General features: G+C 73.6%; 11 protein-coding genes. 3 read left to right on the forward strand and 8 right to left on the reverse strand.

Annotated elements, in window-relative coordinates:
- Positions 1 to 12 precede the first annotated feature (12 nt).
- The 6 genes from M3185_RS04185 to M3185_RS04210 form a co-directional block, all read right to left on the reverse strand.
- Positions 13 to 1,188 carry a Gfo/Idh/MocA family protein gene (locus M3185_RS04185; RefSeq protein ID WP_251332418.1) on the reverse strand — a complete coding sequence of 392 codons (1,176 nt, stop codon included), beginning with the start codon at positions 1,186 to 1,188 and terminating at the stop codon, positions 13 to 15.
- Positions 1,185 to 2,054 (reverse strand): sugar phosphate isomerase/epimerase family protein, encoded by an 870-nt coding sequence (locus tag M3185_RS04190; protein ID WP_251332419.1) that lies wholly within the window; start codon positions 2,052 to 2,054, stop codon positions 1,185 to 1,187. Before M3185_RS04190 ends, M3185_RS04185 begins: the two co-directional genes overlap by 4 nt.
- Positions 2,055 to 2,157: 103 nt before the next feature.
- Positions 2,158 to 3,408, reverse strand: a complete 1,251-nt coding sequence (locus tag M3185_RS04195; protein WP_251332502.1) for a substrate-binding domain-containing protein — start codon at positions 3,406 to 3,408, stop codon at positions 2,158 to 2,160.
- Positions 3,408 to 4,505, reverse strand: coding sequence for an ABC transporter permease (locus M3185_RS04200; RefSeq protein WP_251332420.1), 1,098 nt, complete (start codon positions 4,503 to 4,505; stop codon positions 3,408 to 3,410). The genes M3185_RS04195 and M3185_RS04200 overlap by 1 nt, the downstream gene beginning before the upstream one ends.
- Positions 4,502 to 5,512 carry an ABC transporter permease gene (locus tag M3185_RS04205; RefSeq protein ID WP_251332421.1) on the reverse strand — a complete coding sequence of 337 codons (1,011 nt, stop codon included), beginning with the start codon at positions 5,510 to 5,512 and terminating at the stop codon, positions 4,502 to 4,504. The genes M3185_RS04200 and M3185_RS04205 overlap by 4 nt, the downstream gene beginning before the upstream one ends.
- Positions 5,509 to 7,017 (reverse strand): sugar ABC transporter ATP-binding protein, encoded by a 1,509-nt coding sequence (locus M3185_RS04210; protein WP_251332422.1) that lies wholly within the window; start codon positions 7,015 to 7,017, stop codon positions 5,509 to 5,511. The genes M3185_RS04205 and M3185_RS04210 overlap by 4 nt, the downstream gene beginning before the upstream one ends.
- Positions 7,018 to 7,132: 115 nt before the next feature.
- On the opposite strand from M3185_RS04210, the gene M3185_RS04215 reads away from it, so the two are divergent.
- The 3 genes from M3185_RS04215 (at position 7,133) to M3185_RS04225 (ending at position 10,238) form a co-directional block, all read left to right on the forward strand.
- The gene (locus M3185_RS04215) at positions 7,133 to 8,353 is read left to right on the forward strand and encodes an ROK family transcriptional regulator (protein ID WP_251332423.1); all 1,221 of its coding nucleotides are present in this window, start codon (positions 7,133 to 7,135) and stop codon (positions 8,351 to 8,353) included.
- 212 nt (positions 8,354 to 8,565) lie between these two features.
- Positions 8,566 to 9,399: a hypothetical protein gene (locus M3185_RS04220; protein WP_251332424.1), complete on the forward strand. Its 834-nt coding sequence runs from the start codon at positions 8,566 to 8,568 to the stop codon at positions 9,397 to 9,399.
- Positions 9,400 to 10,088: 689 nt separating this feature from the next.
- Positions 10,089 to 10,238 (forward strand): hypothetical protein, encoded by a 150-nt coding sequence (locus tag M3185_RS04225; protein ID WP_251332425.1) that lies wholly within the window; start codon positions 10,089 to 10,091, stop codon positions 10,236 to 10,238.
- Positions 10,239 to 10,293: 55 nt separating this feature from the next.
- Here the strand turns inward: M3185_RS04225 and M3185_RS04230 are convergent, their stop codons facing one another.
- Positions 10,294 to 11,160, reverse strand: coding sequence for a fructosamine kinase family protein (locus M3185_RS04230; RefSeq protein WP_251332426.1), 867 nt, complete (start codon positions 11,158 to 11,160; stop codon positions 10,294 to 10,296).
- Positions 11,161 to 11,198: 38 nt separating this feature from the next.
- Positions 11,199 to 13,589: an ATP-binding cassette domain-containing protein gene (locus M3185_RS04235; RefSeq protein WP_251332427.1), complete on the reverse strand. Its 2,391-nt coding sequence runs from the start codon at positions 13,587 to 13,589 to the stop codon at positions 11,199 to 11,201.
- Positions 13,590 to 13,691 lie beyond the last annotated feature (102 nt).

Here is a 13,691-nt window from a genome sequence, read left to right on the forward strand (position 1 = left end):
GGTCGGTCGGGGTCAGAGGTCCACGGCGGCGCCGGCGCGGGCCGCGCTGGTCTCGACGGCGTCGAGCACCCGCTGGACCTCCAGGCCGTCCTCGAAGGACGGGGAGACGGCGGCGCCCGACGCGATGGCCTGCAGGAAGTCGGCGGCCTGGCTCGTGAAGGTGTGGTCCCAGCCCAGGGTGTGCCCGGCCGGCCACCACGCCCGCACGTAGGGATGGGACTGCTCGGTGACGAGGACCCGGCTGTAGCCCTGGGCCTCGGCCGGGGCGGTGGCGTCGAAGAACTGCAGCTCGTTGAGCCGCTCCAGGTCGAAGCGCAGCCCGCCGGAGGAGCCGTACACCTCGATCTGCAGGGCGTTCTTGCGCCCGGTCGCGCAGCGGGAGACCTCCAGGCTGGCCACGGCGCCGGAGGCCGTGCGCAGGGTGGCCCAGGCGGCGTCGTCGACGCTCACCCGCTCCGGTCCGTCGGCGCCGGCACGGGTCCTGACGAAGGTCTCGAGCGTGCCCGCGGCGGAGGTGACCGGGGAGCCCAGGAGGAAGCGCACCTGGTCGACGGCGTGGGAGGCGAGGTCGCCCAGCGCGCCGGAGCCCGCGGTCTGCCTGCGCAGGCGCCACGTCATGGGGGCGTGCTCGTCGGCGAGCCAGTCCTGCAGGTAGCTCGCGCGCACCTGCCGGACCTGGCCGATCCGCCCGTCGGCAATCAGGTCCCGCGCGAGCGCGAGGGCCGGCACCCGGCGGTAGTTGAAGCCCACCATGGACCGGACGCCGTGGGCCTGCGCCGCGGCCGCGGCGGCCACCATCCGCTCGGCCTCGGCCACCGTGTTGGCCAGGGGCTTCTCCACGAGCACGTGCTTGCCGGCCTCGAGGGCGGCCACAGCCATCTCGGCGTGCAGGTGGCCGGGCGCGCAGATGTCGACGACGTGGACGTCGTCGCGCTCCAGCACCGACCGCCAGTCGGTGGCGCTGCCCTCCCAGCCGTACTGCTGCGCGGCCGCGGCCACGTGCCGGGCGTCCCGGCCCACCAGCACCCTCTGCGCCACGCGCGGGGTGGAGTAGAAGGCGTTGACGTTGCGCCACGCGTTGGAGTGGGCCTTGCCCATGAAGGAGTAGCCAAGCACGGCGACGCCCAGGACGCCGGTGGCGGACCCGCGGTCGCGGACGCCGGCGGGGTCGGGCACGGTGGTGGTCATAGGTCGTCTCCTTGGCGCCGGGCGCCGGCCGAGCGCAGGAACTCGAGTCCCTGCTCCGCGAGTTGGTCCTGGGTCCGCGCCAGGGGCCGCCAGATGGAGGCGGCGGTGGCGATGCTGGCGTTGGACGCGGTGAAGCTCTCGATGTTCAGGGCCCCGGTGTAGCCCACGGCGTCCAGGGCCTCGAAGACGCCCGCCCAGTCCGTCTGGTCCCCGCCCGGGGCGCCCCGGTCGTTGCCGCAGACCTGGACGTGCACGAGGTGCTCCCCGGCCGCCCGGACGGCGTCGGCCGAGGAGCGCTCCTCGATGCCGAGGTGGTAGGTGTCCAGGGCCAGGCCCACGCCGTGGCCGAGCAGCGGCCCGAGGGCCTCCAGCGCCTGGGCGGTGGTGTTGAGCAGGGACGTCTCGTAGCGGTTGAGCGGTTCGATGCCGAGGACGACGCCGGCGGCCTCGGCCTCGGCGGCCAGGGGCGCCAGGTTCCGGCGCAGCTGCGCGTACGCCTCCGCCCGTTCCGCCGCGTCCATCCGCCACACCCGGCCCGTGTGCGCGTAGAAGGGCCCGCACACGGCCGGCGCGCCGACGTCGTGGGCCAGCTCGATGCAGGCACCGAGGTAGCGCTGGGTCCGGGCGATCACCGCGTCGTCGGCCAGGACGAGCTCCCGCCCGGGCGACATGGCGCCCACGATCCACGGCCGCAGGCCCGCGAGCGCGCCGCGCACCGCCCCGGCCGAGAGGTCGCCGGCGTTCTCCAGGGGCAGCTCGACGGCGTCGAAGCCCATGGCCGCGATCTTCTCCAGCAGCGGAGCCAGGTTCGCGTCGGTGAGCGGGGACTCCCACACCCAGGTGTTGACGCCGATCAAGCGCTGCACGGGCCGGCCTCCTCTCGGTTCCTTCTCGGTGGGGTGGGGGCCGCCCCGCCGGCCGGGGAACTCCCGGTGACGGGCCGGTGGCAGGCAGGGCGGCCGGTGCCGGTCAGGGGATGGTGCGCTCCCGCCAGACGTCGGGGTAGCCCGGGAGGTCCTCCCCGCCGAACTTGGCGTAGTGGCCGTCGGGCATCCCCTCGTTGTCGGCGAGGAACCCGGCCCGCTGGTCCTCGGTGATGGGCTCCTGCGGCAGGACCCACTCGGCGGGGACCTCCTCGCCGGCGAAGATCCGCTCGAGCGCCAGCAGCGGGGTGCGCCACTGGAAGTTCGAGTAGACCGGGGCGATCCCGGTCAGGCCGGTCTGCTCCCACTTGCGCAGGAAGCTCATCTCGTCCTCGCCGGTCATCACCGGGTAGTCCGCGCCGGCGTCCTCGAAGGCCTCGATGGCCGCGACGGCGCCGTCCCCGGCGTCCATCCACACGCCCTGCACGTCCCCGGTGGCGAGCTCGTCGGAGATGATCTTCTTGATCTCGGTGGGGTCGGCGCCGGTGAAGTAGTCCGTGGCCTCGATCCCGTTCTCCTCGAAGATCTTCTCGGCCGCGGCCCAGCGCTGCTCCAGCACGTCGACGCCCGGGAGGATGCGCAGGGCCACCACCTTGTCGCCCTCCTGGAGGTTGTCCACCAGGAAGGTCGCGGAGTCGATGCCCCAGGCGAAGCCGCCGATCGGGTGGATGAACGTCGTCGCGCAGTCGGTCTCCACCCCGCGGTCGAAGACGACCACCGGCTTGCCGGTCTCGCAGGCGCGCTCCACGGCGGGCGTCAGGGCGGCGGTGGAGTTGGGCGAGATGATGAACGCGTCGCAGTCGCCCTCGGCGATGAAGTAGTCGATGTCGGCGATCTGCGTGTTGTCGTCGTCCTGCGCGTCCCGGGTCTCCATCTCGGAGATCACCCCGCGGTCCTGGAGCACCTTGAGCTGCTCGTTCATGGTGATCCAGCCGGTCTGGCGCCACGGGTTGGAGATGGAGGCGTTGGAGAAGCACGCCTTCTGCGGTCCCTCGGCCGCGAGGTCCGCCGTCGCCGTCATCTCACCGTCGATGTACTGCGTCCAGGGCTGCTGCGGATCCCCCTCGAAGGAGGCCGTGCGCTGGTCGAACTGCCGGTCGTACTCCGCCTGGTCGAACCACTCGTCACCGCCCTCCGCGGCCGGGGTGGCGGCGCCCTCCGCGGCGGGGGAGGCGGCGTCCCCGCCCTCGGTGGCCGCAGGCGGGTTCTCGATCGACGAATCGGTGGTGCAGGCGGTCAGGCCCAGCAGCGCTGCCGCTGCCACCACGGTGGCCTTGGTCTGGATGCTTCGGCGCATCATCTTCCTTCCTCATCGGTGCCCACGGTGGGCTCTGGTGCCAGGACACGCTGTTCTTCGTGGGCGGCTCGCCCGCGTCCGCGCCTCCGGCGTTGCCAGGTCTGGGTCCCGGCCGCGACGGCCAGGATGATGATCACGCCCTGCACGGTCTCCCGCCAGGTGGACTCGACGCCCAGGAAGTTCAGGAGCGCGAAGAGGGTCTCCAGCGCGAAGGCGCCGGCCGCCGCGGAGAGCACCCAGCCGCGTCCGCCGCCGAGCACGACCCCGCCGAGGACGACGGCCGTGATGGCCGTGAACTCGTAGCCCCGCCCCACGGAGGGGTGCACCCCGGCGTAGCCGACGAGGATGATCCCCGCCACGGTCGCGGCCAGGGAGGAGAGCATGAACGCGCGGGTGCGGATCCACCAGACGCGGGCGCCCGTCAGGGCCGCGGCCCGGGGGTTGTCGCCGACGGCGATGAGCGTCCGGCCGTAGGGCCGGCGCATGAGCCACACGGCGCCGGCGGCGACGACGGCGAGGACGACCACGGGGTAGGGCAGGATCTCCAGGACCGGGATCCCGTCGATGCCGCCCCGGCCGATCCGGCGGAAGCTGTCCGCCGGGTTGCCGGTGGCCGCGCCGCCGGTCCAGTAGAGCACCAGCCCCAGCAGGGCGAGCATCGTGCCCAGGGTGACGATGAAGCTCGGCACCTTGAGCAGGGTGGTCAGCAACCCGTTGACGAGGCCGACACCGGCGCCGAGGAGCAGCATCAGCACCAGGACGGGCACGGTCCGGCCGTCGTCCTGGCCGACGAGGTTGCCCGCCAGGAACACCTGGGCCGTGACCACCGAGCCCATGGAGAGGTCGAACTCCCCGGAGACGATCACGAAGTACTGTCCGATGGCCGCGATGGCGATCGGCGCCGTGCGGCCGGCGAAGCGGATCAGGGACCCCGGCTCGCCGAAGGACGGGTTGGCCGCGACGACGGCGGCCAGCAGGACGGCGAGGAGCACGAACACGGCCCCGCTGGGCGTGCGCAGGGAGCGCAGCACGCGCCGGCCCCACGGGGAGCGGTTGTGCGGCAGGACCGCGGCCCGGTCCGTCACGGCGGTGCTCATGCGGCGACCTCCTGCTCGGTGCGGGCCCGTGGGTGGCCGCCGAAGCGCGCGGGCCGGCTGATCACCCGGCGCCGCGCGTAGACGGCCACGGCGACCACGATGACGATGCCGCGGACGACGTCCTTGAGGAAGGGGTTGATCTGCAGGACGCTCATGATGTTGTCGATCATCGCGAAGATCAGCACGCCGCCCAGCGTGCCCACGAGGGAGCCCTTCCCGCCCGAGAGCAGCGTCCCGCCGAGGACGACGGCGGCGATGGAGAGCAGGTCGTAGCCGCCCTGCGAGCCGATCGTGGGGCTGCCCACCCCCAGCCGCGACGCGAGGAGCAGCCCCGCAAGCCCGGCCATGAACGAGCACACGACGTGGGCGGCGACGATCGGCGTGCCGGTGCGGATGCCGGACATCCGGGCCACCTCGATGTCGCCGCCGACGGCGTAGACGTGATGTCCCAGGCGGGTGCGCTGCAGCATGAGCAGCACCACGCCCGCGCAGGCCAGCATGATCAGGGTGGAGACCGGGACCGGCCCGATGCCGGTGGCCCCGACCAGGCGGAAGGCCACGGGCGTCTGCCCGGAGCTGCCCTGGTAGTTGGTGGCGAGGTAGCCGCTGACGATCAGCCCGGTGCCCAGCGTGGCGATGAAGCCGTGCACCTTCAGCCCGGAGACCACCAGGCCGTTGACCAGGCCGATGGCCGCCGACACGACCAGCGCCACGACGACCCCCGCGACGATGTTGCCGGGCCGGCCGGCCATGATCCCGGCCGCCAGCAGGCTCGAGAGGCTGACGACGTAGGGCACCGACAGGTCGAGGCTTCCGACGAGGATCACGAGCGTCTGCCCGATGGCGATGAACCCCAGGACGCTGGTCCCCGTGAGGATCGAGGAGATGTTGCCCGCGCTGAAGAAGCTGCGCCCCGTGGCCCCCACGAGCGCCGTGCCCGCGACCACGGTGAGCAGCGCCACCAGGTAGACGATGTGGGTGGACGTCAGCCGTGCGTAGGCGTTCATGGGCGTGCCCTTTCCGTGCGGGCGCCGGTGGCCACCTGCAGGACCTGTTCCTCGGTGGCGTCCGGCGGGAGCTCCCCGGCGATCCGGCCGTCCCGCATGACGAGGATCCGGTCCGACATCCCCAGCACCTCCGGCAGCTCGCTGGAGACCATCAGCAGGGCCTTGCCCTCGGCGGCGAGCATGCGCATCAGGTTGTAGACGGCGATCCTGGCGCCCACGTCGATCCCGCGCGTGGGCTCGTCGAGCAGCACGACCTGCGGGTCCACGGCGAGCCACTTGGCGAGGACCACCTTCTGCTGGTTGCCGCCCGAGAGGTACTGGACCTCCTGGTCGAGGTCCCGGGCCACGACCTCCAGCGAGGACAGCACGGCGGGGACGTCGCTCCTCGCCTCGGCGTCCCGCCGGGGGAAGACCGCCCGGACGACGCCGAGGGCGTTGTCCAGCACGGACTGGTCGAGGCTGAGCCCCTGGGCCTTGCGGTCCTCCGTGATCAGGGCGACGCGCCGGCGGATGGCCTGCCGGGGCGAGGAGGCCGTGTACGGCCTGCCGTCCAACTCCATCCGCCCGCGGGTGAACGGGTGCGCCCCGAAGACCGCCTCCACCAGCTCCGTGCGCCCGGAGCCCTGCAGCCCCGCCACCCCCACGATCTCCCCCGCGCGCAGCGTGAGCTCGATGGAGTCCAGCTGCTCGTTGCCGCCGTCGTGGACGGCCAGGAGCGGCCTCCCCACGGCGGTGCCGGGCAGCCGCTCCGGGAAGTAGGCCGAGATCGAGCGGCCGACCATCATGCGCACCAGGGCGGCGTCGTCCAACGCCGCCGCGGGCCGGGAGCCCACGATGCGCCCGTCCTTCAGGACGGTGATGGTGTCGCAGAGGTCGAAGATCTCCTGGAGGCGGTGGGAGACGTACAGGATCGCGGTGCCGCGGGCCTTGAGCCGGCGGATGATCCCGTAGAGCAGCTCGACCTCGGGCCCGGCGAGGGCGGCGGTCGGCTCGTCCATGGCGATGATGCGCGCGTCGTAACTGATGGCCTTGGCGATCTCCACGATCTGCTGCTGCGCCACCGAGAGGGAGCTGACCGTGCTGGTGGGCCGGATGCTGGTGATGCCCAGTTCCCGGAGCAGGTCGGCCGTCCCGGCGTTCATGGCCTTCCTGTCGACGAACAGGCCACGCCGCGGCTCCCGGCCGAGGTAGACGTTCTCGGCCACCGTGCGGTCGGGGAGCAGATTGAACTCCTGGAACACCGTCGACAGCCCGGCCAGGTGGGCCTCGGTGGGGTGGCGGAACTCGACGGAGCTGCCGTCGATCTCCACGGTGCCCCCGTCGGGCTGATGCACCCCCGCGAGCACCTTCATCAGGGTGGACTTCCCCGCCCCGTTCTCGCCCACGAGCCCGTGCACCTCACCGGCCCGGAGCTCGAGGTCGACGTCCTGCAGCACCGGCACCCCGAAGAAGCCCTTCGACAGGCCGGTGACCCTCAGCACCGGCCGATCCGTGTCCTCGTTCATGCCGTCACTGTGACACGCACCACACACTTCCGTCGATGATCAAGCAAAAGTCGCCCGGTGCCGGTGCTTTTGTTACGTGCTTGACCCGCAAAAGGGGTCGTGGTCCACTGACGAAGTGCTGAAGAGTCCACCTCCGCCGTCGTCGCCGCGGGCGTCGACGGCGCCCGCCCCCGGAGCCAGTGAGGTCTTCCAACTGCTGCGCGACGGGCGGCCGCGGACGCGGGCGGAGCTCGCCCAGCTCACCGGGCTGGCCCGCTCCACCGTGGCCTCCCGCGTCGAGACCCTCATGAGCCTCGGGCTCGTCGCCCCGTACGGGGGCGCCGCCTCGACCGGCGGGCGGCCGCCGTCCCTGTTCGCCCTGAACCCCGGCGCCCGGGTGGTGGTCGGGGCGGACATCGGCGCCACGCACGCGCGGGTGGTCCTGGCCGACCTCTCCGGCGCCGAGCTGGCCGCGGAGCACCGGGCCCTGGCCGTCACCGACGGGCCGGACGCCGTGCTGGGCCGGCTCGTGGACACCGTCGGGACGCTGCTCCGGAACGCCGGGCGCCCCGCCTCGGAGCTGGCCGCCATCGGCATCGGCCTGCCGGGACCCGTGGAGCACCAGACGGGCCGGCCCATGAACCCGCCGATCATGCCGGGCTGGGACCGCTTCGACGTGCCCGGCCTGGTGCGGCGCAGCTACGACGTCCCGGTGCTCGTCGACAACGACGTCAACATCATGGCTTTGGGCGAGCAGCGCTTCTACTGGCCCGACGTCACCGAGCTGATGTTCATCAAGGTCGCCACCGGCATCGGCGCCGGGATCATCTCCGGCGGCTCGCTGCGGCGCGGCGCGCAGGGCACCGCCGGGGACCTCGGCCACGTCCGCGTGCCGCGCGGGGGTGAGGTCGTGTGCCGGTGCGGCAACACCGGATGCCTCGAGGCCCTGGCCGGCGGCCCCGCCCTGGCCGCGGCCCTCAACGAGGCAACCGCGGCAGGCGTGAGCACCAACCAGGACGTGGTGGAGCTGGTGCGCTCGGGCGACGCGGGGGCCCTCCGGGTGATCCGCCAGGCCGGGCGGGACATCGGGGACGTGCTCGCGACGTGCGTGAACCTGGTCAACCCCTCGGTGATCGTGATCGGCGGGAGCCTGGCCCAGGCGGGCGAGCAGCTGCTGGCGGGCATCCGGGAGGTCGTCTACCACCGGTCCCTGCCGCTGGCGACCGAGCAGCTACGGATCGTCGCGTCCGTCGCCGGGCAACGGGCCGGGGTCCTGGGGGCGGCCGTGCTGGGCATCGACCACGTCCTGTCCCCCGAGGCCGTCGAGGCCGCGTGCGCGGGCCTGCCGGCCACCTGAGGATCCCGCCCCAGGTCAGCCCGCGCTCCCCGGTCCCCGAACGGCTCCCGCCCACGCCCGGGCGAGCGCTGCGGGAACGGCCGGGCCGCACCGGAACGTGACGGTGGTCGCCCAATGCGGTGTTCTCCCAGGTCACCCGGGATAATGGGCGGAGCCGGCCCGCTCGACGCCGCAGCGGATCGGCCCCGATCCCGACGACCGGAACAGGACCTATGAGTTTGCAGCCATCTCGCACCGAGACCCCGCCCACCGACGAGCAGCCCGAGAAGAAGGCCCCGGCGCTGAACATCGCCGGCCTGATCGCCGGCGCCGCCTCGGCCGCCACGGTCGCCGTGATCGGTGGTCACCTCAGCGTCGCCGGCACCGTCCTCGGCGCCGCCCTGATGAGCCTCATCTCCGGTGTGGTGCTCGCCGTCTACAACGCGTCGCTCGAGAAGAGCCGGCACGGCCTGAAGAAGGTCCACGCCACCGTCGCCCAGCGCCTGTTCTCGCGCAAGGGCCCGGAGCACCCGGACCGGCAGGGCAGCACCAGCGTGGTCGAGGACGGCGACGCCCCGGCCGCGGCCCGGCCGCGCCTGAAGTCCGTCCTCATCAGCGCCGGGGCCGTCCTGGGGCTGGCGGTCGTGGCGGTCTTCGGCATCCAGTGGCTCACCGGCACCGAGCTCTCCAGCGGAACGGGCCAGATCCAGCGCACCGTCACGGGCACCGACCAGGTCGCCGTGCGCACGCCGCAGACCACCCTGCCGGGCACCACGACGGAGGACGAGCCGGCGCCGGGCACCACCGAGCTCACCCCGGCCGAGGTGCCGACGGCCGGGCCCACGCCGGCCGAGGTGCCGACGGCCGGGCCCACGCCGGCCGCGGACGTCCCGGCCGAGGAGGCCCCCGCGGGCGGGGCGGCCGGCTCCGGCGGCGAGCTCCCGGACTCGGGCGGGCAGCAGCCGGGCACCGGACAGCCGGGCACCGACAGCGGGGCCGCGGACTCCGGGGCGGCCGCGCAGCCGGGGGCGGCGGCGGACGCCGGGGCGGCCCCCGCCGCTCCCTGAGTGCCGCCACGCTCGGCTACCACCACGTGACTGACCGTTGATCCTGCATTGACCGTGCCAGGATGGCAGCGCCGGCTCCGGCGTCCCGTTGCTCTGGTCCTCCGGGAGGCGATCATGCCGGCCGGCGTGTCCCAGGGTGCCCGCGCGGAGGCACCGTCCCGTTCCCCCTCCCTGCGCAGCCGGATCCCGGTCCGGTTCCTGGCGGCCTCGGCCGTCGTGGCCGGGCTGGTGGCCGCCGGGGCGGCCGTGCCGGCGGAGGCGGCCACGACCTACAGTGCGCCGCTGCGCACGGCGGTCGGGGCCCTGCCGGTCGCGGCCGAGTCGAACACCGGCTACGACCGGGACCGCTACTTCGGGGACCGGAGGGACACCGACCGCGACTGCCAGAACACCGCTCGGAGGTGCTGCAGGCCGAGCCCAGGTGCGCACCGCCTTCCCCACCGCGCGCGGCTACACGGTGCGGTCCGGCAGGTGGGTGACCACCGGGGACGACCGCACGCACTACTCGGCTTCGGCCGTGCAGATCGACCACACCGTGCCCGTGCACGAGGCGTGGGGCTCCGGGGCGCGGAACGGGACCCCGGCGCGGCGGGCGGGCCTTCTACGACGCCCTCGGCGACTCCCGCACGCTGAGCGCCCGGGCGTCCTCCCTGAACTTTTCCAAGGGAGCGCGGGGACCGGAGCAGTGGATGCCGCCGAGGAACCCGTGCACCTACGTCGGGCAGTGGGTGGCCGTGAGGATCCGGTGGGGCCTGGAGGTCGACAGCGCCGAGAAGGCCGCCCTGACCCGCCTCGCCGGCTTTTGCGCCGACGTCACCATCAGCGTCGCCAGGGCGTAGCCGGGCCGGCGCCCCGTCCGTCCCCCGCGCCGGACGGGGCGCCGGCCGTCGCGGGTCATCCCCGCAGCCGCAGCAGCGCGCTCGTCGCCGCGCTCCCGTACCCCCCGCCGAAGCGGACGGCGTGCACGAGCAGCGGCGGCAGCTGGTACCACGGCACCCGCGCCTCCCACCCCGGCGCGAGCGGGTGCTCCGCGGCGTAGGCGGCCAGGCACTCTTCGCCGAAGCCGCCGAACAGCAGCATCATCGCGAGGTCGCCCTCCCGGTGCCCCCAGTACGCCGAGGGGTCGACCAGCCAGTTGCGCCCGTGCACGTCCACGAGGCGGTTGCCGGTCCACAGGTCCCCGTGCACGAGCGTGGGCGGCTCCTCCGGGCCGGCGAGCTCCCGCGCCCGGGGGGCCAGGTCCTCCAGGAGCTCGGCGGCGCGCGGGGCGATCCGTCCCGCCTCGACCGCGGCGCGCATCAGCGGCCGGATCCGCCCGTCGAGCAGAAACGCCGCCCAGTCGTCCGTCGGGGACATGTCGAGCCCGGACGAGCCGATCCGCCCGGGCAGCCCCGGGTCGAGCGCGCCGAAGGCCTCGCCGTGGACGCGGTGCAGCGCCGCCAGGCAGCGCCCGAAGGCCGCGTCGGCCCCGGCCGGCCGCCGCGCGGCCTCCTCGATCCACTCCAGGACGATGCCGTCGTCGCTCCAGCGCACGACCTCCGGCACGCCGAGCAGCCCGGGGGCGTGCTCCCGCAGGGCCCGCAGCCCGGCGACCTCCACGGCCATCGTTCCGGCGGGCGGGTCCGCCACCGTCTTCGCGAACAGCGGGCCCCGGGCCGTGTCGAGGCGGAACGCCGCGGCGGTGTCGCCGCCGCCGATCGGCGTCGCCCGTTCGGCGCCGAGGCCCTCGACGAGGTCCGGGGGCAGCGGGAGGCAGCTCATGGTCCCGTGCTGCTCCGCGCCGGGCGGACGGGAGGCCGTCACCGCGGTCCGGCGCCGACGTAGGCCGCGAGGTGCTCGCCGGTGAGGGTCGCACGGGTGGCCACGAGGTCGGCCGGGGTGCCCTCGAAGACGATCCGGCCGCCGTCGCGGCCGGCGCCGGGTCCGAGGTCGACGATCCAGTCGGCGTGGGCCATGACCGCCTGGTGGTGCTCGACGACGACGACGGACCTGCCGGAGTCGACGAGCCGGTCCAGCAGCCCCAGCAGCTGCTCCACGTCGGCGAGGTGCAGGCCGCTGGTCGGCTCGTCGAGGACGTAGACGCGGCCCTTCCCGCCCAGGTGGGTGGCCAGTTTGAGGCGCTGCCGCTCGCCGCCGGACAGGGTGGTCAGCGGCTGCCCCAGCGAGAGGTAGCCGAGCCCGACGTCGGCGAGCCGCCGCAGGACGGTGTGGGCCGCGGGGGTGCGTGCCGCGCCGGTGCCGAAGAACTCCTCGGCCTCCGTCACCGGCATCGCGAGCACCTCGGCGATGTCCCGGCCCCCGAAGGTGTGCTGCAGCACCGACGCCTGGAACCGCCTGCCCTCGCACTCCTCGCAGGTGGTGGCGACGCCGGCCATCATCGCCAGGTCGGTGTAGACGACGCCGGCGCCGTTGCAGACGGGGCAGGCGCCCTCGGAGTTGGCGCTGAACAGCGCCGGCCTCACCCCGTTGGCCTTCGCGAACGCCTTGCGGATCGGGTCCAGCAGCCCCGTGTACGTCGCCGGGTTGCTGCGCCGCGAGCCCTTGATCGCGGTCTGGTCGACCGACACCACGCCGTCCCGGCCGGTCACCGAGCCGCGGATCAGCGAGCTCTTCCCGGACCCGGCCACGCCGGTGACCACGCACAGCACCCCGAGCGGGATGTCGACGTCGACGTCGCGCAGGTTGTGGGAGGTGGCGCCGCGGATCTCCAGGGCACCGGTGGGCACCCGGACCGTCGGCTTGAGGGCGGCCCGGTCGTCGAGATGGCGCCCGGTGAGGGTGCCGGCGGCCCGCAGCCCCTCGACCGGGCCCTCGAAGCAGACGGTGCCGCCGGCCGCGCCGGCCCCGGGGCCGAGGTCGACGACGTGGTCGGCGATCACGATCGTCTCCGGCTTGTGCTCCACGACCAGCACGGTGTTGCCCTTGTCGCGCAACCGCAGCAGCAGGCCGTTCATCCGCTGGATGTCGTGGGGGTGCAGGCCGATGGTGGGCTCGTCGAAGACGTAGGTGACGTCGGTCAGCGGGGACCCGAGGTGGCGGATCATCTTGGTGCGCTGGGCCTCGCCGCCCGAGAGCGTGCCCGAGGAGCGGTCGAGCGAGAGGTAGCCCAGCCCGATCTCCACGAACGAGTCCAGGGTCTTCCGCAGCGCCGCGAGCAGCGGCGCCACCGACGGCTCGTCCAGCTCGCGCAGCCACCGGGCCAGGTCACTGATCTGCATCGCGCACGCGTCGGCGATGCTGATCCCGTTGATCCTCGACGACCGGGCCGCCGCGCTGAGGCGGGTGCCGCCGCACTCGGGACAGGCGGTGAACGTCACCGCCCGGTCCACGAACGCCCGGATGTGCGGCTGCATCGCCTCCCGGTCCTTGGTGAGGAAGGACTTCCGGATCCGCGGGATCAGGCCCTCGTAGGTCAGGTTGATGTTGTCGACCTTGATCTTGGTCGGTTCCTTGTGGAGCAGGTCCTGGAGTTCCTGCTCGGTGTACTCGCGGATCGGCTTGTCCGGGTCGAGGAAGCCGGAGCCGCCGAAGATGCGGCCGTACCAGCCGTCGGCGCCGTAGCCCGGGATCGTGAGCGCGCTCTCGTTGAGCGACCGGTTCTCGTCGTAGAGCTGCGACAGGTCGAAGTCGGTGACGGAGCCCATCCCCTCGCAGCGCGGGCACATGCCGCCGGTGATGCTGAAGCTGCGCCGCTCCTTGACGGTCTTCCCGCCGCGCTCGAACGCGACCGCGCCCGCTCCGCTGACGGAGGCGACGTTGAAGGAGAACGCCTGGGGCGAGCCGATGTGCGGCTGCCCGAGGCGGCTGAAGACGATGCGCAGCATCGCGTTGACGTCGGTGGCGGTGCCGACCGTGGAGCGGGGGTTGGCGCCCATCCGCTCCTGGTCGACGATGATCGCCGCCGTGAGCCCCTCCAGCAGGTCGACCTCCGGCCGCGCCAGCGCCGGCATGAAGCCCTGCACGAAGGCGCTGTAGGTCTCGTTGATCATCCGCTGCGACTCCGCCGCGATCGTGCCGAACACGAGCGAGCTCTTGCCCGAGCCGGAGACCCCGGTGAACACCGTCAGCCGGCGCTTCGGGATCTCGACGCTGACGTCCTGGAGGTTGTTCTCCCGCGCCCCCTGCACGCGGATCAGGTCGTGGCTGTCGGCAGCGTGCGGCTGCTCGTGGGTCCTCGTGGCCATGCTCATCGCGTCTCCATCGTGCGGCGGGGCCGCCTCCGCGGTCGTCCCCGCGTCGCCCGGCTCGATCGGCTCGGCTCCGAGCATACGTCCGGGCCCCTCCGTGGCCGC

Origin of the sequence: Kocuria rosea, from assembly GCF_023715525.1 — a bacterium.
GTDB lineage: Bacteria > Actinomycetota > Actinomycetes > Actinomycetales > Micrococcaceae > Kocuria > Kocuria rosea_A.

Bases quoted from the DNA above. Each gene is read 5' to 3' on its own strand.
- M3185_RS04195 (WP_251332502.1), bottom strand. From the start codon at position 3,408: ATGCGCCGAAGCATCCAGACCAAGGCCACCGTGGTGGCAGCGGCAGCG.
- M3185_RS04225 (WP_251332425.1), top strand. From the start codon at position 10,089: ATGCCGCCGAGGAACCCGTGCACCTACGTCGGGCAGTGGGTGGCCGTG.
- M3185_RS04185 (WP_251332418.1), bottom strand. From the start codon at position 1,188: ATGACCACCACCGTGCCCGACCCCGCCGGCGTCCGCGACCGCGGGTCC.
- M3185_RS04200 (WP_251332420.1), bottom strand. From the start codon at position 4,505: ATGAGCACCGCCGTGACGGACCGGGCCGCGGTCCTGCCGCACAACCGC.
- M3185_RS04230 (WP_251332426.1), bottom strand. From the start codon at position 11,160: ATGAGCTGCCTCCCGCTGCCCCCGGACCTCGTCGAGGGCCTCGGCGCC.
- M3185_RS04235 (WP_251332427.1), bottom strand. From the start codon at position 13,589: ATGAGCATGGCCACGAGGACCCACGAGCAGCCGCACGCTGCCGACAGC.
- M3185_RS04210 (WP_251332422.1), bottom strand. From the start codon at position 7,017: ATGAACGAGGACACGGATCGGCCGGTGCTGAGGGTCACCGGCCTGTCG.
- M3185_RS04205 (WP_251332421.1), bottom strand. From the start codon at position 5,512: ATGAACGCCTACGCACGGCTGACGTCCACCCACATCGTCTACCTGGTG.
- M3185_RS04220 (WP_251332424.1), top strand. From the start codon at position 8,566: ATGAGTTTGCAGCCATCTCGCACCGAGACCCCGCCCACCGACGAGCAG.